The following is a 22,031-nucleotide window of genomic DNA, read 5'->3' on the forward strand; positions in this document are numbered from 1 at the left end:
TTTTCCCACGTTCTTACATATAGAAAACAGCAAAAAACAACTAAATACAAACTTTTTATCTCATTCCCACCATTTTACATGAATAAATTATGTATCTTTGCACGAATTTTGAAAGAAAATTAGATATAAAACATTTTTTATGATTAACCCAATTGTTAAGACGATCGAGCTTCCTGATGGCAGAACCATCACGCTCGAAACGGGAAAGCTGGCAAAACAGGCAGACGGTTCTGTAATGCTTCGTATGGGCAATACCATGCTTTTAGCTACTGTTTGTGCCGCCAAGGACGCAGTTCCCGGAACAGATTTCATGCCATTACAAGTAGAGTACAAAGAAAAATTCTCCGCATTCGGACGTTTCCCCGGCGGTTTCACAAAACGTGAAGGACGCGCTTCTGACTACGAAATCCTCACTTGCCGCCTCGTTGACCGTGCTCTCCGCCCCTTATTCCCTGATAATTTCCATGCAGAGGTATACGTAAACATCATTCTTTTCTCGGCAGACGGCGTAGATATGCCCGATGCTCTGGCCGGACTCGCTGCTTCTGCCGCACTTGCAGTTTCAGATATCCCCTTCAACGGACCTATTTCCGAAGTACGCGTAGCACGCATCAACGGACAATTTGTCATCAACCCTACCTTTGAGCAACTGGAGCAAGCCGATATGGATTTGATGGTGGGCGCCACTTATGAAAACATCATGATGGTGGAAGGCGAAATGGACGAAGTTTCCGAGCAGGACTTGCTGGAAGCTATGAAGGCCGCACACGAAGCCATTAAGATTCAGTGTAAGGCACAGATGGAACTGGCAGAGGAAGTAGGCTCTACCGTGAAACGCGAATATTGCCACGAAGTGAACGACGAAGAACTTCGTAAAGCCGTTCACGACGCTTGCTACGACAAGGCTTATGCCATCGCCGCTTCCGGAAACAAGAACAAGCACGAACGCATGGATGCTTTCGATGCCATCCGCGAAGAATTCAAGGCACAGTTCTCCGAAGAAGAATTGGAAGAAAAGGCAGCCCTCATCGACCGTTACTATCATGATGTGGAAAAAGAGGCGATGCGCCGTTCCATTCTGGACGAAGGCAAGCGCCTTGACGGACGTAAGACCACCGAAATCCGTCCTATCTGGTGTGAGACCAGCTACCTGCCCGGTCCTCACGGCTCCGCTATTTTCACACGTGGCGAGACACAGTCTTTGTCTACAGTGACTTTAGGTACCAAGTTGGACGAGAAGATTATCGACGACGTATTGGAACACGGAAAAGAACGTTTCCTTCTGCACTATAACTTCCCTCCGTTCTCTACAGGCGAAGCTAAGGCACAACGCGGTGTAGGCCGCCGTGAAATCGGTCATGGGCACTTAGCATGGCGTGCCTTGAAGGGGCAGATTCCCGCAGACTATCCGTACGTAGTACGCGTAGTATCCGACATCCTCGAATCAAACGGTTCTTCTTCCATGGCTACCGTATGTGCCGGAACTCTGGCATTGATGGATGCAGGTGTGAAAATCAAGAAACCGGTATCAGGTATCGCCATGGGATTGATTAAGAATGCAGGCGAAGACAAATATGCCGTATTGTCCGATATCCTCGGTGATGAGGACCACTTGGGCGACATGGACTTCAAGGTGACCGGAACAAAAGACGGTATCACCGCCACTCAGATGGACATCAAAGTGGACGGTCTGTCATACGAAATCCTCGAAAAGGCATTGCTGCAGGCTAAAGAAGGCCGCGAATATATCTTGGGCAAAATCACCGAGTGCATTGCCGAGCCTCGCGAAGACCTGAAACCTCACGCTCCGCGTATCGAGACAATGACCATTCCCAAGGAATTCATCGGTGCTGTCATCGGCCCTGGTGGAAAGATTATCCAAGGTATGCAGGAAGAAACCGGTGCTACCATTACTATTGAAGAAGTGGACAACATCGGTAGAATCGAAATCGCCGGTACCAACAAGAAGAGCATCGATGATGCTATGCGTATCATCAAAGGGATTGTAGCTGTCCCCGAAGTAGGCGAAGTCTACAAAGGCAAGGTACGCTCCATTATGCCTTACGGTGCATTCGTTGAATTCCTGCCGGGTAAGGACGGCTTGCTCCATATCTCCGAAATCGACTGGAAACGTCTGGAAACAGTAGAAGAAGCCGGTATCAAGGAAGGTGATGAAATTGACGTAAAACTTCTCGACATCGACCCGAAGACCGGAAAATTTAAGCTGTCACGCAAAGTATTGCTTCCGAGACCGGAAAGACAAGAAAGACCGGAAAAGAAATAAGAAATTTCTTATTCTTTAAGTATATAAAGCCTGGTGGAACCCCATCAGGCTTTCTTTTTGTCAATACTGCCAGAAATGGCTCTGAAAAAACAAGGCATAATGCTTGCATATTCCAAAAAGATTATGTTTTTTTGCTATGTAAAGCCTTATATTCCATAAAGAACCTCAATTAATGTCCGGTTTAAGGAGCCTACATACTATGAATCTTTTCTCACGCTTTTTCCAGGAAAACCAAGAAAAGTTTTTGGCTTTTGCTTATTCTTATCTCAGGGATAAAGCAGAAGCGGAAGACGTTGTGATGGAATCCATGATTGCCTTATGGGAAAACCGAGACCGCTGGGAAGAAAACAGTAACCTGCATGCCCTGCTGCTGACCATCATAAAGAACAAAGCCCTGCACGTACTCGAGCACAAGCAGGTGCGTCTGCGAGCGGAAGAAACCATCAGCAGCCACAACCTGCGCGAACTGGACTTACGCATCTCCACCTTGAAAGCCTGCGAACCGGACCAGATATTCAACACGGAAATACAGCATATCGTAAATAAGACCTTACAGGAAATGCCCGAGCAAAGCCGGAAGATATTCATGTTGAGCCGATACCAGAACCTGGCAAACAAGCAGATTGCCGATAGTCTGGACATATCACTTAAAACCGTAGAGGCACACATCACCAAAGTGCTGCGGATTCTCCGGCTGAGACTGAAAGATTATCTTGTTACCATACTCATAATATTAATATCCTAAAAAATGCTTCTACGGAATAGGGTTACCGCCCACTTTCCGGTTATATATACAAAAGGTAAAAAGAGCACGTTTTAGAAAAGAAATAAATTATTGACAATGAACCAAGAGCTATTATATAAATATTTCAAAGGTATTACTTCCGTTGAAGAAGAAAAGATGATACTCGACTGGATAGACGCCTCGGATGAAAACCGGGACATCTTCCTGAAAGAGCGCATGATATACGACATTTCCTTGTTCTCGGACAAGCAGGAAAACAATGAAAAGAAAACGGTGCACATCATGCCGATGCTCCGCTGGGCGGCCCGTATAGCCGCCGTCACCATTGTCGCCATTGCCGGTTATTTCATCACCTCCGACTTTTTATATAACAAGGAGGTGCAGTTGCAAACAGTCACTGTGCCTGCCGGACAACGGGCCCAAATTATCCTCGCCGATGGAACACGCGTATGGCTGAACTCCAAGTCCACCATGAAATATGCCGCCAACTTCGGACGCAACGAACGAAATGTGGAATTGGACGGAGAGGCCTACTTTGAAGTAGCCAAAAACAAGAATATCCCATTCTATGTACATACAGAAACGAACAAGGTAAAAGTTGTAGGAACGAGTTTCAACGTCTGTGCCTACAGTGGGAGCCATGAGTTCGGAACCACATTGGTGGAAGGTATCGTCGATATCTATCCGGCCAACAGCAGCCAGATAATCACCAGGTTGCAGAAAGACGAGGTATTTCTCAATGAAAACGGAAAATGTAGAAAGGCCGTCCTTCCTTCCTATGAATATCTACGCTGGAAAGAGGGACTATACTGTTTTGACGACGCTCCATTCAGCGGTATCCTCGGTAGACTGGAGAAATACTATAATGTAAAGATAACCGTTGCCAGTCCTCAACTGCTGAACTACGGCAGCTTTACCGGCAAGTTCAGAGAGCAGGACGGCATCGAACATATACTGCGGACCATCTCGAAAGACCATCCTTTCAAGTTCCGCATCAACGAAGAAAAGGATTCAATTGTTATATATGAGTAAGAAAAAAAGATCGGAAAGTACCCCCATACTTTCCGATCCGAAACAGTCAAAAATCGACCTTAATCAATTTATTAACTTAACACAGTGACAAAGATATGAGAAAAATTTTGTTGATGAGGCTTTTTTATCTAAAAAAATTAGATTTTAAGCAATTATTGCAAACCTATGAAAATCACATTATTCCTTCTCCTGCTTGTTATATTTCAGGTGTACAGCGGGAACTGCTACTCTCAGAATGCCAGGGTCAGCATTCAAAATGCCCGGCTGAGGGTAGGGCAAGTTCTCGAGCAAATTGAATCGCAAACAGAATACTTATTTGTATATAACAAACAGAACGTCGATGTACGCCGTACCGTCGACATCAATGCAAGCAACCAAACTGTTTCCGAAGTACTTGACCAAATGTTCAAAGGGACAGACATCAAGTATGTGATGGAAGGCAAAAACATCGTTTTAACCAAAAACAGCAGGAGTGCTGAGGATAAGACAGACACTCTGCAGGAAATGGCTACTGTAAGAGGAAAGGTGACGGACTCCAAAGGCGAACCGATTATCGGTGCCAACATTCTTGAAAAAGGGACCGCCAATGGTGTTATCACCAATACCGAAGGAGAATTTAGTATGAATATCCCTCCTTATGTCACTATTGTCGTATCCTACATCAGTTATGAGCCGCAAACCATTGCCCTGAACGGTAGAAATAATCTCCACATCCGGATGGAAGAAAAGAACCTCGCCCTGGAGCAAGTAGTGGTAACCGCCATGGGTATCCAGAAGAAAATGTCCTCATTGACCTATTCTACCCAACAGATAAGCAGCAATGAGCTGACCCGTGCCAAAGAGCCGAACATGATTAATACACTGGCAGGAAAGACGGCCGGAGTACAAATCAATAAAACCGCCAATTTAGGAGGTTCTGCCAAAGTCGTCATTCGCGGTGCACGCTCTGCATTTGCCAGCGGCAACAACCAGCCCTTGTACGTAATTGACGGTGTTCCTATGCTGAACAGCTCAACAGAATCCACCTCCACCGTAATCGGCGGTAACTACGATGGATTGAACCGTGATGCCGGTGACGGGATTTCCAACTTGAATCCGGACGACATAGAAAGCATCAACATCCTGAAAGGTTCTTCTGCCGCCGCGCTTTATGGTTCGCAGGCAGCTAATGGCGTCATTCTGATCACCACTAAAAAGGGAAAGGCCGGACTGCAGCGCGTTACATTCTCCTCCAACCTGACCGTAAGTCACGCCATCAGTACCCCCGAATTCCAAAATACATACGGCCGGAACGAAGATGGCGGTACGGCAAGCTGGGGTACAAAAGGCAATGTAACGGACTATGACAACATAGGCGAGTTCTTCAGCAATGGCATCACCACTTTCAATTCGCTGGCTATCACTACCGGAAATGAAAAGGTACAAACTTATTTCTCATACGCCAACGCCACGGCTAAAGGAATTGTGGACAATAACAAACTACAGAAGAATAACCTGAACCTACACGAAACGGCCAGCCTCTTCAACAACAAGCTGAAACTGGACGGCATTGCAACACTAATGACCCAAACCGTCAAGAACTCCCCTGCTACCGGCGGCTATTATCTGAATCCGCTGGTCAGCTTGTACAGTTTCCCACGTGGCGTAGATATGAGCACTTACAGAGAAAACTTTGAAACGTGGAATGCCGACCGCAATATGATGACACAAAACTGGATTGAAAAGAATGGAGATGGTACCGTCAGTGAATGGGGACAGAATCCCTACTGGTTGAAAAACCGCGTGCTCAGTAGCAACAAGCGATATCGCGCTATCGCATCGGCCAGCGCCAATCTGCACATTACGGATTATTTCAGCCTGCAGGCACGGGGTAATGTGGATTATATCAGTGATAAATTCGACAATAAGATGTATGCCACTACAGCTCCCAACATCGCCGGCAAATACGAGGACAAGGAAAACGGACGTTACATCTGGTCGGACAGCCAAGAAATCCAAGTCTACGGTGACGTAATGGCCTTGTTCAACAAGGAATTTGATGACTTCTCCCTCAACACGGCACTGGGTGCCAGCATCAACATGAGTAAAGTCAACTCCCTGACAATAGACTCAAGGCTTGCTTCCCTCTACAAACCGAATGTATTTACCGTCCCCAATGTAGTGATGGACTCCAAAGCAGCCGTAAACCAGAGCATCGACAGCAAACGCACGCTCCAATCAGTATTTGCCACCATGCAGTGGGGCTGGAAAGGATTACTATACCTGGACATTACCGCACGTAACGACTGGTCATCCACACTGGCCTACACGGACAGCAAGAATACCGGATTCTTCTATCCCTCCATAGGGGCTACCTGGATTCTTAACAAAGCCTGCTCCCTACCCCAATGGATAAGTTTTGCCAAAGTGCGCGCTTCGTGGGCGGAAGTCGGTAATGACCTTCCGATAGGAATCACCAATCCGGTAGACATCATCATGGTAGGCGGCAGTATCAATGTAAATACCGTAGAACAGCGTGGTGACCTAAAACCGGAAATCAGCAGCTCCATCGAATTCGGTACAGAATGGCGTTTCTTCCACCACCGATTCGGGATGGACTTCACTTGGTATCAGACCAATACCAAGAATCAGTTATTGAGAATGGACAACCCCACGGGCTCCACCTACAAATACCGGTATGTCAATGCCGGAAAAATACGCAACCAAGGCTTTGAGCTGACGGTAGACGCCACTCCGCTACTATACAGAAACTTTTCGTGGAAGAGTCTCATCAACATGTCCGCCAACAAAAACAAAGTAGTGACCCTGCATCCTGACTATCCGGAATTTTCCTACTACGAAGAAGGTTTCAACGCTGGCTATCAGATGCGCGTCAAAGAAGGAGGTAGCCTGGGGGATATTTATGGAAATGCTTTCCGCCGTAATGAGGATGGCAGCATCATGGTTGATGAAACCAGCAAAAGGCCTTTGGGAAATACCGGAAACAAGGATTTGCTTGGGAATGCCAATCCTGACTTCACGATGGGATGGAGCAATACACTTACCTACAAAGACCTGGAGCTCTATTTCCTGATAGATTTCCGCTTCGGCGGCGAAGTCATGTCACTGACACAGTCCGAACTGGATGCCAACGGCGTGACCAAAGTCACCGAAGAGGCCCGAACCCGGGGATATGTAGAATACCAAGGACAGAAGTTCAACGACCCGAGAGCATTCTACAGTGCAGTAGGCGGCAGAAATGCCATCTCCGAATATTATATGTACGACGCAACCTGCATCAGACTCCGTGAAGTATCACTGAGCTATTCTTTCCCGAAAACGATACTGGAAAATAGCAGATTCATAAAGGGAATCGACGTATCATTGGCAGCGCGCAACTTGTGCTTTTTCAAGAAGGAAGCACCGTTCGACCCCGATGCAGTGATGTCCGTAGGCAACAACAATCAAGGAGTAGACGTGTTTGGCATGCCTACTACCCGGAATATCGGCTTTAACCTAAGATTTACCTTTTAAAATGAATACCTTATGAAAAACAAGTGCATCATATTCCTTTTCTGCCATAGCATGCTGCTGCTTACAGCTTGTACCGGTGGTTTTGAGAATGACAACGAAATCAAAGGAGGTTTCTCGGATGACAAAAAGGAAATAGACTTCCAGAACTTGACTGCTCCATTCGAACCCATACAGTCGGGTATCTACTTCAATATAGGTTCTGTAGGCTTGAACTGGGTATGGCAGATGACACAATCCCTAAACCACGACATGTTCTCCGGCTACTTCATGGACCCTATTCCTAAATTCATGAAATCCAACGCCTGCTACAACCTGAACTCCGGCTGGACCAATGCTGCATGGCAATGTACTTACGGATATGTCTACACGGAAGTGCAGAAGGCAGAAAAGAACTTTTATGGCAATGACAACCTGAAAGGCTATCTCGGCATTACTGAAATCTTGAAAGTAGAACTGATGCACCGCATTGCCGATACATATGGTCCGCTGGTCTACCACCAATTGGGTGAGGTACCCCGGGTTTACGGACTGCAGGAAGCCTATACACGTTTCTTTGCAGACCTGGACGAAGGGCAGCAATTGATAAAGGAATACCTGGACGAAGGAGGTGACAACAACAAATTCAAAGAGTATGATATGCTGACCAACGGCAAGACCTTGAAGGACTGGTTGAAGTTTGCCAACTCACTGCGTTTGCGCCTTGCCATGCGCATCTCCAATGTGGATGCAACTCTTGCCAAAGACCAAGCAACCAAAGCACTGAATGACAATCAAGGTGTACTGGAAGGTGCAAGGGAAACCATCGCTGTAATGGGCAAGAACTATATCAATCCTTTGTGTGCCGTTGCCGGTTGGGGTGAAGTCTACATGAATGCCTCGATGGAATCCATTGTCAACGGTTATGAGGACCCGCGTGGCAAGAAATGGTATAACACCGCCCTGCTCGAAGGTTGTAGAGAGCAATTGTTAGGCATTCCCATCGGCTTACCCATGAAAGACGGTGACGCCAACATTTACAGTTCCTGCTCTTCCCTCAGCACAAGCACCATCGGCGAAAAGACCGGAGCCGTATTGATGAGTGCGGCAGAAGTCTGGCTACTCAGGGCCGAAGCAGCCCTCCGCGGCTATACCAAAGAAAATCCCCGCACATGCTATGAATACGGTGTAAGTACTTCATTTACACAATGGGACTGTGCCGGTGCTTCCGAATATCTGGAAAGCGACAAAACCCCTGCCGATTATAAAGATGTAGTCTCAGGCGGCAAGGTGGGCAAGGACATGAAAGCCTTGATTACCATCTCCCCAAAATGGGAAGAAGATGCAGACATAGAGACAAAACTCGAAAAGATTATTACCCAGAAGTGGCTGGCATGCTGGCCCGAAAGTTATGAGGCATGGGCCGAGCAACGCCGTACCGGATACCCAAAACTTTTCAAGGTCCAAAGCAACACCGGAAAAGTGATTGATACGGATATCATGATCCGCCGCCTTCCGTTCTCGACGGACGCCGCCACTGCCGACCCGGCACAATACGCTACCCTCACGGAAAAACTGGGTGGCGCAGACAATGGCGCCACCCGCCTTTGGTGGGATACGGGGAAAAACTCTTTTTAGAACAGACTCCACGCAACCGTAAGCCCTGCCATCACAATGGCTACCATGCTCATCAGCTTGATCAGGATATTCAAACTCGGACCGGATGTGTCCTTGAACGGGTCTCCTACGGTGTCACCCACGACTGTAGCTTTGTGGACTTCACTGCCTTTGCCGCCAAAGTTGCCTTCTTCCACATATTTTTTGGCATTATCCCATGCACCACCGGCATTTGCCATGAAGATAGCAAGCACGAAACCGCTACTCAATCCGCCAATCAGCAGGCCGAGCACACCGGGAACACCGAAAATAAGTCCCGTCGCAATCGGAGTAATGATAGCTATCAGTGACGGAACCACCATCTCGCGTTGCGCCCCTTTCGTCGAGATTGCCACACAACGCTCATAATCAGGCTCCGTCTCTCCCGTAAGGATTCCCTTAATTTCGCGAAACTGGCGGCGCACTTCGTCTACCATATGGGCCGCCGCACGACCTACCGCATTCATCGTCAATCCACAGAAAAGAAATGCCATCATCGAACCCAGGAACATACCGGAAAGAACTTTTGGATTCATCAACGTCACATCATAGTGATGCATAAAGTCGAAGAAAGTGGCATCTTGAAGAGCCACGGCATCGCCATGAGGAAGCGACAATTCGGTAGCCCCGAGGCGGGTCAGCCCAATACGGATTTCCTCGACATAAGAGGCCAGCAAAGCCAATCCCGTCAAAGCGGCGGAACCGATGGCAAAGCCTTTGCCCGTAGCAGCTGTAGTATTACCCAAAGAGTCGAGCGCATCGGTACGCTTACGCACCTCCTCACCCAGACCGGACATTTCCGCATTGCCACCCGCGTTGTCGGCTATCGGTCCGTAAGCATCTGTAGCAAGCGTGATGCCCAATGTAGAAAGCATACCTACCGCAGCAATGCCAATACCATAGAGCCCCAGACCCACATTAGAGAAGTCGAAGCCCGAAGCAAAGAGATAAGAAGCAATAATACCCATCACCACGGCAATCACCGGAATAGCCGTAGATAGCATTCCCAAGCCTATACCGGAAATTATAACTGTTGCCGGACCAGTCTTTCCGCTTTCACTCAGCTTTTGGGTAGGACGGTAGGATTGGGAAGTATAGTATTCCGTAGAACGCCCAATAATAATGCCTACTATCAAACCTACTATCACGGAGCAGGAAATCCACAGCCAATTGTCCAGTTTCAGCAACCATAAGATAAAGAAAGTGGCAATGACTATCAGAATAGAGCTGAGATTAGTACCGAAAGCCAGTGAGTTCAGCAAGTCCTTCATCTTCGCATTCTCTTTGGTACGCACGGAGAAGATACCGATAATGGAAAGCAATATACCAACGGCTGCAATCAGCATCGGAGCGATTACGGCCTTGAACTGCATCAGCGTATCACCCGAGTGGATAAAAGCCGCAGCACCGAGGGCAGCCGTAGCAAGGATAGAACCGCAATAACTTTCGTACAAATCAGCCCCCATACCTGCCACGTCGCCTACATTGTCGCCTACATTATCCGCAATCGTGGCAGGATTACGCGGGTCGTCTTCGGGGATACCGGCTTCCACCTTTCCCACAAGGTCGGCACCTACATCGGCAGCTTTTGTATAGATACCGCCACCTACGCGTGCAAACAATGCCTGCGTGGAAGCGCCCATGCCGAAAGTCAGCATGGTAGTGGTAATGATGCAGAGTTTATGGGTGGGAGTCATTACATCTTCCGGAATTACAGCATTCAGCAACAGATACCAAAAAGATATATCAAGCAAGCCAAGGCCAACCACTACCAGTCCCATCACCGCACCGCTACGGAAAGCCACGCGTAGTCCGGCATTCAGCGATGTGCGTGCCGCATTGGCAGTGCGAGCCGATGCGTAAGTGGCCGTCTTCATACCCAGAAAACCGGAAAGTCCGGAAAAGAATCCTCCGGTAAGGAAAGCAACCGGCACCCAAGAGTTCTGCACTCCGAAACCGTATGCCATAATGGAGAAAAGGATAACCAGCCCCAGAAATACCCAGCCCACAATCTTGTATTGTTGGCGGAGGTAAGACATAGCACCTTTGCGCACAGCAGCGGCAATCTTAATCATCTGAGGGGTACCCTCACTTTCTTTCATCATCTGACAATGGAAATACCAGGCAAAGTAAAGTGCCAGAACGGAAGCGGCTGGAACCAGCCAAAATAGGATTTGGTCCATAGCATTTATTCATATTAAAAGGTTGAACGAAAGCCTAAAATTATTGATTTGAAGCGAAATATGCAAACAATTAGGCTATTTTATGCACTAGTTCCATTTCTATAAATAATAAAGACCTCTATCTATAAAAAAATAGATGATGTATCCCCCTAAAATGTATCGTTCATTCTTGGGAAACACATCATCTGTTCAGGTCAAATACATCATCTGTTCGATTAAAATAGATGATGTATTTTATTATTCCACCGTTACAGCCGTACCGCAGGCTGTAACCATCAGCATGCTGCCACTACCTCCTACCGTTTCATAATCCAGATCTACACCAATCACGGCATTGGCACCCATAGCACGGGCATTTTCCTGCATCTCACGCAAAGCTGTCTCCTTAGCTTCGCGTAGCACTTCTTCATAAGAGCCGCTTCTCCCACCTACCACGTCACGGATGCTGGCAAAAAAATCGCGGAATACATTGGCACCGATAATCGTCTCACCGGAAACGATGCCATAATAGCGGGTGATACGTCCACCCTCAATAGTCGGGGTTGTTGTTACTAACATAATTCATTTTTTTTAGTTGTTGATATATTAGACGCAAGGAATGGAAGAAAGGTTGCAAAGCTTTGCTTGGGTCAGAACATCCGGCTGACACGAACTATACCTGCCACCAGCGCATCTATCTCCTCCCGGGTATTGTAAAGTCCGAAAGATGCACGCACCGTTCCTTCGATACCAAGACGCTGCATCAATGGTTGGGCACAATGATGTCCCGTGCGTACGGCAATGCCAAGACGGTCGAGCAATGTACCCATATCAAAATGATGGATATCACCTACCAGAAACGATATGACACTACCCTTGTCTTCTGCCTCGCCGAAGATACGCATACCGGGAATCTCTTTCAGCCGTTGCATGGCATACTGGGTCAATTCGTGTTCATAGGCGGCAATCTTGTCCATCCCAACCAGCGAAACGTAGTCCAAAGCTTTGGCAAGTCCGGTAGTACCGATATAATCCGGCGTACCGGCTTCAAACTTGAACGGCAATTCATTGAAGGTAGTCTTTTCAAAAGAGACATGCTGAATCATCTCTCCACCACCCTGATAGGGAGGTATCCTATCCAGCCACTCCTCTTTACCATAAAGTACGCCTACTCCCGTAGGACCATACACCTTGTGAGCGGAGAAAACGAAGAAGTCGGCATCCAAGTCCTGCACATCCACCGGCATGTGGGGAATGGACTGGGCACCGTCCACAAGCACCGGAACACCCTGCTCATGGGCAAAAGCAATCATCTCCTTGACGGGATTGACCGTGCCCAGCACATTGGAAACATGTGCCACACTGACAATCCTGGTACGTTCGGAGAACAACTGCCTATATTCGTCCAATAAGAGTTCGCCCTTGTCATTCATCGGAATCACTTTGATGGCTATTCCACGCTTGGCGGCAAGCAGCTGCCAGGGAACAATGTTACTATGGTGCTCCATCACAGAAAGAATCACCTCATCCCCCTCCTGCATAAATTCCTCACCAAAGCTGGAGACAAGCAGGTTGATACTCTCCGTCGTACCACGGGTAAAGACAATCTCATTCGTACTACGGGCATTGATGAAACGTCGCACCGTCTCACGCGAGGCCTCGTGCAGCTCTGTAGCCTGCTGCGAAAGGAAGTGCACCCCGCGATGCACATTGGCATTCACCGAATAGTATTCGTCCGTAATGGCATCTACTACCTGGCGGGGTTTCTGCGTAGTCGCGCCGTTGTCCAGATAGACCAACGGCTTGCCATATACCTCACGGGAAAGGATGGGGAAATCAGCTCGAAGCCTCTCCCCCAGCCCCTCCCCCGTAGGGAGGGGAGCCAAGATACTACTCTTATTTATATCGTTGTTCATAATGAATCGAAATTATAAGCTATCACTTGCAGATGGCACATCCCTGGCATTTGTTCAGTTCTCCCCGGAAACGCTTCTCTACCAGCAGATGCAGACGGTCCTTCAAAGCATCCAAACGGATGGTGTCGATGACTTCGTTGACAAAAGCGAACATCAGCAGCAGGCGCGCCTCACGCACCGGGATACCACGCTGCCGCATATAGAAGAGAGCGCTTTCATCGAGCTGCCCCACCGTAGCACCATGACTGCACTTCACGTCATCTGCATAAATCTCCAGCTGAGGTTGGGTGTACATATGCGCATCGCGGGTAGCACAAAGATTGCGGTTGGTCTGTTGCGAACTGGTGTGCTGTGCGTCAGGGCGCACTAAAACAAGACCGGCAAAGGCACCTACAGCCTGCTCGTCAAGGACATACTTATAAAGCTCATTGCTGGTACAGTTGGGCACAGCATGGTCGATAGTCGTATGATTGTCCACATGTTGGTTCTTGTCTGCAATGGCCATACCGCACAGATTCAGTTCCGCATGTTCACCGGCGAGCGTCACACGGGTTGTATTCCGCGTAGTTCCGTTGTGCAGGGTCATACCATTCAGCAGTACATTGCTATTGGCTTCCTGCCTTACATACATATTGCTGATACGCACCGTACTGGTGTGGGTCTCCTCCAGTTCATAAAAATCGAAAACAGCATTTTCACCGGCAAAAATTTCTATTACCTGCGTTGCCAGGAAGTTCACACTGTCCATTGCATGGTCACATACTAGCAAGCGGGCTTGCGCCCCCTCCTCCAGGATAACCAGCACACGACGATTTATCATAAAATTGACGTCACCACGCAGGATATTCACCAACTGAATAGGTTTCTCTACCACCACATTCTTAGGAACATAAAACAGAACGCCGTCTTGTACAAAAGCAGTGTTGAACGCCGTCACACCATCCTCTGCCGTATCAGCCAGCTTACCGTAGTATTTCCTCACCAATTCAGGATTCTGTTCGGCCACTTCCTTCAGGCTACCGAAGATAACCCCCTCAGGCAGATGGGATTTGGGCAAAGCTCTGCCATAGAAAGCATCGTTCACCACAAAATAAAGAGCAGTGCTCATATTGGGAACATCGCACTTGAACACTTCATAAGGATTCACCGGGATTTCCAACCGGTTCAAGTTCAAGCCATAATCCGGCTCAAAGAACTTACTGATATCCGTATATTTATATTTCTCCTCCTTACGGGTAGGAAAGCCCAAGCGCTCAAAGTCGGCAAAAGCAGCTGCACGCGGCGCATTCAGCACCTCGGCACTATGCCGGCATATCATCGCCTCCGTTTGGGAGAAAAGGTCTATATATTGTTGCTCTACACTCATGTTTTCAGATTATGAGTTTATAATTCACTTGCTTCTTTCTTTATCCAATCGAAGCCACGTGTCTCAATCTCCTTCGCCAATTCCGGTCCACCGGTCTTTACGATACGTCCGCCCAGCAATACATGTACCGTATCGGGTTTGATATAGTCCAACAAGCGCTGGTAGTGGGTAATGACCATAGCACTGGTTTCCGCTGTCTTGAGTTTATTGAAACCATCGGCCACAATGCGCAGGGCATCTACATCCAGACCAGAGTCCGTTTCGTCCAGAATGGCGAAAGTCGGTTCCAGCATAGCCATCTGGAATATCTCGTTGCGCTTCTTTTCACCGCCACTGAAACCTTCGTTCACGCTACGGTTAGCAAGCTTATTGTCCAGTTCCACAATGGCACGTTTCTCGCGCATCAGCTTCAGGAACTCGCTGGCCGACAAAGCAGGCAGATGGCGGTACTTGCGTTGCTCATTCACGGCAGCACGCATGAAGTTTACCATCGAAACACCCGGAATCTCTACCGGAGTCTGGAAAGAAAGGAAAATTCCTTCATGCGCACGGTCTTCAGGGCTCATGGCAAGCAAGTCCTTGCCATTAAAGGTGATGGAGCCGCGTGTCACTTCGTAAGCCGGATGGCCTACCAACACATTACTCAACGTACTTTTACCGGCACCGTTCTGTCCCATTAGTGCATGTACTTCTCCATCACGTATGGTCAAGTTGATGCCTTTCAATATTTCTTTGCCATTGATGCTGGCATGTAGGTCTTTTATCTCTAACATCTTTATATTTACTATTTGACTATTTACAATTTACAATTTAATCACCCCACGCTTCCTTCCAGCGAAATGGCAAGCAATTTCTGCGCTTCTACGGCAAACTCCATCGGCAACTTGTTCAGCACTTCCTTGGCATAACCATTCACAATCAGCCCCACGGCATCTTCTGTAGAGATACCGCGTTGGTTGCAGTAGAATATCTGGTCCTCACTAATCTTGCTGGTGGTGGCTTCATGCTCCACGATGGCCGTTTCGTTTCGGATGTCCATGTAAGGGAAAGTGTGCGCACCGCATTTGTCGCCAAGCAGCAAGGAGTCGCACTGGCTGTAATTACGGGCATTATCCGCTTTCTGTGCCACGCGTACCAGACCACGGTAAGAGTTCTCACTCTTACCGGCAGAGATACCTTTGCTCACAATAGTGCTACGGGTATTCTTGCCCAGATGAATCATCTTTGTTCCCGTGTCTGCCTGCTGATGGTTATTGGTTACTGCCACACTATAGAACTCCGCTGTCGAATTGTCACCGGAAAGGATGCAAGACGGATACTTCCAGGTAATGGCCGAACCTGTTTCCACTTGTGTCCAAGACAGTTTACTGTCCACCCCTTTACAATGGCCACGCTTCGTCACAAAGTTATAGACACCACCCCGGCCCTCGGCATCACCGGGATACCAGTTCTGCACGGTGCTGTATTTCACTTCTGCACGGTCGTGCACCACAATCTCCACAATGGCCGCGTGCAACTGGTTCTCGTCACGCATCGGAGCCGTACACCCTTCCAGATAGGAAACGTACGAATCATCATCCGCCACAATCAAGGTTCTTTCGAACTGCCCCGTATTGCGGGCATTGATGCGGAAATAGGTGGACAACTCCATCGGACAACGTACCCCCTTCGGGATATAGACAAAAGAGCCGTCGGAGAACACCGCCGAGTTCAGTGCCGCAAAGAAGTTGTCGCGATAAGGCACCACCGAACCGAGATATTTCTGTACTAAATCGGGATGCTCGCGTACAGCCTCACTGAATGAGCAGAAGATGATTCCTTTCTCCATCAGCGTCTCCTTGAAGGTAGTCTTTACAGACACCGAGTCCATAACGGCATCCACAGCCATACCGCTCAATGCCATCTGCTCTTCCAGCGGAATGCCCAGTTTATTGAAAGTCTTTATCAACTCAGGGGCCACCTCATCCATGCTCTTCGGGCCCTCCTTCTTCTTCGTAGGGTCAGCATAGTAGGATATGGCCTGATAATCTATTTCGGGAATGCGGAGATGTGCCCATGTAGGCATCTCCAACGTCAGCCAGTGGCGATATGCCTTCAGGCGGAACTCCAGCAACCATTCCGGTTCTCCCTTCTTCTCAGAGATAAGCCGCACAACATCTTCATTCAGCCCACGCTCAATGATGTCCGTATGCACGTCGGTCGTGAAACCATACTTATACTTTTCCTGAGTGAGTTCCTTTACATATTTATTGGGTTCTTCTTGTTGCATCACTTCTATAATTACAAATTATGAATTACAAAATCACGGCTCACGGTATCAGTCAAAGTCTCCGTTTACAATCTGCTCCGTAACCGCCTTTGCCGCGGGAAAGAATATCCCGGCAAACTCTTCCATAGGATAATATAACACTGATTCTTTCTTTTTTGTTTTGCCAATCAGCGTATTGTCTCCGTCTATAAATTCGATGACACCAATCAGCAGGCTCGTCAACAGGAGGTACTTCAAAGCCCCCAGACCGGCTCCCAACCAATGATTGAGCCAGCCCAGCGAGACGGCCTCCATTGCCCGGGTCAGCAGAGAAGCCACCAGGGAGAAGAGCAAGGGAACAGCCAGCCAGATGAGGACAAATGCCAGTACTTGCGCCACTGTCATAGAGTCTGTCAATGTGGGGCACAGCTTCGCTGCCAACGAGGCATACAAAGCCTTTGCTGCCAGCAGACCGACAATCAGCCCCAGCAGAGAGGCCAATTGCTTCACAAAACCTTTCATGAAGCCAATGATTGCGCCCAAGCCAAAAGCTACCAATATGATGATATCTATAATTGCCATAGATTAATGTGATAATGTGGTAATGTGCCAATATGCTAATGAGCAAATGGCTGATATGCAAAATGTGCCAATTGCCCTGCGGCATTTTCTTTACGCGCAGCCAATTGGCACATTAGCATATTTGCACATTATTCAATTATAATGTTTGCTTCACTTCTATTTCTTCGTAAGATTCGATAATATCGCCCACCTTGATGTCGTTGCAATTTGTCAGGCTGATACCGCACTCGAAGTTGGTACCTACCTCCTTCACGTCGTCCTTGAAGCGCTTCAAGGCATTGATGGCACCCGTAAAGATTACGATACCGTCGCGTATCAAGCGGGCCTTGTCGCTGCGTTTCACCTTTCCGGTCTTGACCATGGCACCTGCCACCAGTCCCACCTTCGTGATGTTGAACACCTCGCGCACCTCGATGGTTGCTGTAACCTGCTCCTTCAATGTTGGTGCCAGCATACCTTCCATGGCAGCCTTCACCTCTTCGATGGCATCGTAGATGACGGAGTACTTGCGGATATCCACCCCCTCCTGCTCTGCCATCTTGGCGGCAGCACCCGAAGGACGTACCTGGAAACCGACGATAATCGCATCCGAAGCGGCAGCCAGCGAGACATCCGATTCGGAAATCTGACCGACACCCTTGTGAATTACGTTTACCTGCACCTGCTCCGTAGACAGCTTGATTAAAGAGTCGCTCAACGCTTCCACAGAACCGTCCACGTCACCCTTCACAATCACGTTCAGCTCATGGAAGTCACCCAATGCCAGACGGCGGCCCACTTCGTCGAGCGTCAGCATCTTCTGCGTACGCAGACCTTGTTCACGCTGCAACTGTTCGCGCTTGTTGGCAATCTCGCGTGCTTCCTGCTCCGTCTCGATTACGTGGAACGTGTCGCCAGCAGCAGGCGCACCGTTCAAGCCCAATATCAGGGCAGGTGTAGAAGGACCGGCTTCCTTCATGCGCTGGTTACGCTCGTTGAACATAGCCTTTACCTTACCGTAGTTAGTACCTGCCAGCACGATGTCGCCCATCTTCAAAGTACCGTTGGAAACGAGCACCGTAGCCACATAGCCACGTCCTTTATCCAATGAGGACTCAATGATGGAACCCGTAGCACGGCGGTTCGGGTTTGCTTTCAGCTCCAGCATTTCCGCTTCGAGCAACACTTTCTCCATCAGCTCGGGTACACCGATACCCTTTTTGGCAGAGATATCTTGCGACTGATACTTACCGCCCCACTCTTCCACCAGGAAGTTCATGGCAGCCAGCTCTTCCTTAATCTTGTCGGGATTGGCAGTCGGTTTATCAATCTTATTGATTGCAAATACGATGGGAACACCCGCAGCCATGGCATGGTTGATGGCTTCCTTTGTCTGCGGCATCACGTTGTCGTCAGCAGCCACAATGATAATGGCAATATCCGTAGCTTTGGCACCACGGGCACGCATGGCAGTAAACGCTTCGTGACCCGGAGTATCGAGGAATGTAATCTTACGCCCGTCGTCCAGCGACACGTGGTAGGCACCGATGTGCTGTGTGATACCACCCGCTTCACCGGCAATCACATTCGCCTTACGGATATAGTCGAGCAATGAAGTCTTACCGTGGTCTACGTGCCCCATCACCGTTACAATCGGAGCGCGAGGTTCCAAATCTTCCTCATCATCCTCTTCCTCTACGATGGCCTGCGCCACTTCTGCACTTACATATTCTGTCTTGAAACCGAATTCCTCAGCCACCAGGTTGATGGTCTCGGCATCCAAACGCTGGTTGATGGATACCATCATACCAATGCTCATGCAAGTGGCAATAACCTGAGTAACTGAAACATCCATCATGCTTGCCAACTCATTGGCCGTCACGAATTCCGTAATTTTCAGTACCTTGCTTTCTGCCATCTCCATGTCTTCCAATTCCTGCATACGGCTGGAGGCCATGTCACGTTTCTCCTTACGATACTTGGCACCTTTGTTCTTTCCTTTGGAAGTGAGGCGTGCCAAAGTTTCCTTTACCTGCTTTGCTACATCTTCCTCGCTAACCTCCTGCTTGATGACCGGCTTCTTGAAGCGGTCCTTATTGCGGTTGCGGTTATTATTGGCATTGTTTCCACCAGGCTGGTTTCCACCTTGCGGGCGGCCCCCCTGACCTTGCTGGGCACCTGCGTGTCCACGATCGTTGCCACCACGCTGGAAGTTGGAAGCATTGTTGATGTCCACTTTCTCCTTATTGATACGGACACGTTTCTTTTTGCCATTGGCATCGCCGGCAGCGGTATCCTTCAGCTTGCTATCATCACGGCGGATTTCCTTGATGATAGCTTCCTTCATCTGCTTCTTCTGATCCTGGCGAATCTTTTCCTTCTCTTCACGCTCCTTGCGTTTCTCCTCTTTCGATTTCTTCTTCGGACGTGTGGACTGGTTCAAGGCAGCCAGGTCTATCTGTCCGATGACATTAATCTTCGAAACAAACTCAGGCTGATGTATCTTGAAGATTTCTTCTCCTTCTTCTTTCCCCTCTTTTTCAACCGGTGCTTCTTCAGCCGCCGGTGCGGGAGCAGGCGCTTCTATCATTTCTTCCTTTTTAGATTCTTGTTGAGCCTCTGACACCGGAGCAGGCTCTTCCTTGACAACGGGTTGGGGCTGCGGTTCCGAAACGGACTGCAGTTCGGGTTCAGATGCCGGCTGTATCTCCGGTTGAGGAGCTGGTTCCGGTTTCGGCGTTTCTACAACTGCCGGTTCCTCCACCTTTTTCTCTTCTATTGCTTTTTCCGTTTCTTTCTCTTTTTCTTGAGCAGGAGCAGGTCTACGGTTCAGTTTGTCCAAATCAATCTTGCCTACCGGCTTGAACTTCGGACGTACGTCTTCCGGAACAACCGTCTTAATCTCCTCGGGCTTCGCTTTCTCCTGCGTTTCCTTATAGCCGTCAATAGACACGGACGCCTTGTTGCGGTCCTTGCTCTGACGTTCCTGGCTGAAACGCTCCGACTTTATCTTAAGGTCCTTATCTGTACTAAACTCCTTTTTGAGCAGTTCGAACTGTTCATCCGTAATTTTTGTGTTCGGATTTGCCTCAACGGTAAATCCCTTCTTTTGCAGGAACTCGACAGCCGTCGTAATTCCTACATTTAAATCTCTTGTTACTTTGTTTAACCTTATCGTCATACTAATTTAATGAATTAATGTGCCAATATGCTAATGTGCTAATTGGCTGAGAAAAAAGGAGTGTGCACTTCATCCGATATGCTATCTGCATTGGCACATTAGCATACTACCCACATTACCACATTACTGCTCCTCCTCTTCAAACTCTTGTTTCAAAATGCGCAATACCTCGTCCACCGTCTCTTCTTCGAGGTCCGTCTTCTCAATCAACATCTCACGGGGAGCGTTCAACACAGCCTTTGCCGTATCGATACCGATAGCCTTGATGGCATCGATAACCCAACCGTCTATCTCATCACGGAATTCGTCCAAGTAGATGTCTTCATCCTCTATGGCCTCATCCAACTCACGGAACACGTCGATGGTGTACTCAGTCAACATACTGGCAAGCTTGATATTCAAACCGCCTTTACCGATAGCCAGCGACACCTCTTCGGGTTTCAGGAACACTTCCGCCTTGCGTTCTTCCTCGTTCAAGCGGATAGAAGAAATCTTGGCAGGGCTCAAGGCACGCTGTATAAACAACTGGATATTCGACGTATAGTTGATAACGTCGATATTCTCGTTGCGAAGCTCGCGGACGATACCATGAATACGGCTACCCTTCACGCCCACGCAGGCACCTACCGGGTCGATACGGTCATCGTAGCTCTCAACGGCAATCTTGGCACGCTCGCCAGGGATGCGGGCAATCTTCTTGATGGTAATCAGTCCGTCATTGATTTCGGGTACTTCCATCTCGAACAGACGTTGCAGGAAGACGGGCGACGTACGGCTCAGGATAATCTTCGGATTATTATTCTTGTTGTCCACACGTGCCACTACGGCGCGGGCAGTCTCGCCCTTGCGGTAGAAGTCACTCGGTATCTGTTCGGTCTTGGGCAGCAACAGTTCGTTGCCTTCATCATCGAGCAGCAGCATCTCCTTCTTCCAAATCTGGTAGACTTCCGCATTGATGATGGTACCCACCTTATCAATGTATTTGTTGTAAATACTATCTTTCTCCAGTTCCAATATCTTGGAGGCCAACGTCTGGCGCAAGTTCAAGATGGCACGGCGACCAAAGTTCGCGAAAATAACTTCATCCGTCACTTCCTCGCCCACCTCATAAGAAGCATCAATCTTTTGTGCTTCGGACAATGCAATCTGCAGGTTCGGGTTTTCCAAATCCTCGTCTGCCACTACCTCACGGTTACGCCATATTTCGAAATCACCCTTGTCCGGGTTTACAATTACGTCGTAATTCTCATCGGTACCGAACATTTTCGCAATCACACTACGGAACGACTCCTCGAGTACGCTTACCATCGTGGTTCTGTCGATATTCTTCAGTTCCTTAAATTCCGAAAATGTATCTATCAAGCTGACAGTTTCTACTTTTTTGGCCATAG

At 48.5% G+C, this 22,031-nt stretch carries 14 protein-coding genes; 5 read left to right on the plus strand and 9 right to left on the minus strand.

Features of this window, described 5'->3' with window-relative positions; translation table 11 throughout:
• Positions 1-139: 139 nt before the first annotated feature.
• The 5 genes from pnp (at position 140) to HUX74_RS08110 (ending at position 9,188) form a co-directional block, all read left to right on the plus strand.
• Positions 140-2,284, plus strand: coding sequence for a polyribonucleotide nucleotidyltransferase (pnp, locus tag HUX74_RS08090; protein WP_117599776.1), 2,145 nt, complete (start codon positions 140-142; stop codon positions 2,282-2,284).
• A 172-nt stretch (positions 2,285-2,456) separates the two neighbouring features.
• Positions 2,457-3,029, plus strand: coding sequence for an RNA polymerase sigma-70 factor (locus HUX74_RS08095; protein ID WP_005833682.1), 573 nt, complete (start codon positions 2,457-2,459; stop codon positions 3,027-3,029).
• A 96-nt stretch (positions 3,030-3,125) separates the two neighbouring features.
• Positions 3,126-4,061 carry a FecR family protein gene (locus HUX74_RS08100; protein WP_174646467.1) on the plus strand — a complete coding sequence of 312 codons (936 nt, stop codon included), beginning with the start codon at positions 3,126-3,128 and terminating at the stop codon, positions 4,059-4,061.
• Positions 4,062-4,226: 165 nt separating this feature from the next.
• Positions 4,227-7,574, plus strand: coding sequence for a SusC/RagA family TonB-linked outer membrane protein (locus tag HUX74_RS08105; protein WP_174646468.1), 3,348 nt, complete (start codon positions 4,227-4,229; stop codon positions 7,572-7,574).
• 12 nt (positions 7,575-7,586) lie between these two features.
• Entirely contained in the window at positions 7,587-9,188 is a 1,602-nt protein-coding gene (locus tag HUX74_RS08110) for a SusD/RagB family nutrient-binding outer membrane lipoprotein (protein ID WP_174646469.1), read from the plus strand.
• Here the strand turns inward: HUX74_RS08110 and HUX74_RS08115 are convergent.
• The 9 genes from HUX74_RS08115 to nusA form a co-directional block, all read right to left on the minus strand.
• The gene (locus HUX74_RS08115) at positions 9,185-11,389 is read right to left on the minus strand and encodes a sodium-translocating pyrophosphatase (RefSeq protein ID WP_117599781.1); all 2,205 of its coding nucleotides are present in this window, start codon (positions 11,387-11,389) and stop codon (positions 9,185-9,187) included. The two genes, HUX74_RS08110 and HUX74_RS08115, sit on opposite strands and share 4 nt — an antisense overlap.
• Positions 11,390-11,626: 237 nt before the next feature.
• The gene (locus HUX74_RS08120; protein WP_117599782.1) at positions 11,627-11,947 is read right to left on the minus strand and encodes a heavy metal-binding domain-containing protein; all 321 of its coding nucleotides are present in this window, start codon (positions 11,945-11,947) and stop codon (positions 11,627-11,629) included.
• A gap of 71 nt (positions 11,948-12,018) precedes the next feature.
• Positions 12,019-13,284 (minus strand): cysteine desulfurase, encoded by a 1,266-nt coding sequence (locus HUX74_RS08125; protein ID WP_165491374.1) that lies wholly within the window; start codon positions 13,282-13,284, stop codon positions 12,019-12,021.
• Positions 13,285-13,306: 22 nt separating this feature from the next.
• The gene (sufD, locus tag HUX74_RS08130) at positions 13,307-14,650 is read right to left on the minus strand and encodes a Fe-S cluster assembly protein SufD (RefSeq protein ID WP_138345681.1); all 1,344 of its coding nucleotides are present in this window, start codon (positions 14,648-14,650) and stop codon (positions 13,307-13,309) included.
• Between the two features lie 17 nt (positions 14,651-14,667).
• A complete protein-coding gene (gene sufC, locus HUX74_RS08135; protein WP_117588596.1) occupies positions 14,668-15,423 on the minus strand; it encodes a Fe-S cluster assembly ATPase SufC in 756 nt (251 codons plus the stop codon).
• Positions 15,424-15,464: 41 nt separating this feature from the next.
• Positions 15,465-16,919, minus strand: coding sequence for a Fe-S cluster assembly protein SufB (gene sufB / locus HUX74_RS08140; protein ID WP_138345684.1), 1,455 nt, complete (start codon positions 16,917-16,919; stop codon positions 15,465-15,467).
• 48 nt (positions 16,920-16,967) lie between these two features.
• On the minus strand, positions 16,968-17,480 hold the full coding sequence (locus HUX74_RS08145; protein WP_016272036.1) for a CvpA family protein: 513 nt from the start codon (positions 17,478-17,480) through the stop codon (positions 16,968-16,970).
• 136 nt (positions 17,481-17,616) lie between these two features.
• On the minus strand, positions 17,617-20,640 hold the full coding sequence (infB, locus tag HUX74_RS08150) for a translation initiation factor IF-2 (protein ID WP_117964267.1): 3,024 nt from the start codon (positions 20,638-20,640) through the stop codon (positions 17,617-17,619).
• Between the two features lie 123 nt (positions 20,641-20,763).
• Positions 20,764-22,029: a transcription termination factor NusA gene (nusA, locus tag HUX74_RS08155; RefSeq protein ID WP_005824354.1), complete on the minus strand. Its 1,266-nt coding sequence runs from the start codon at positions 22,027-22,029 to the stop codon at positions 20,764-20,766.
• Between the last annotated feature and the right edge of the window lie 2 nt (positions 22,030-22,031).

The sequence above is a fragment of the Bacteroides sp. Marseille-P8574 genome, assembly GCF_902825465.1.
In the GTDB taxonomy this organism is placed as follows: Bacteria; Bacteroidota; Bacteroidia; order Bacteroidales; family Bacteroidaceae; genus Bacteroides; species Bacteroides uniformis.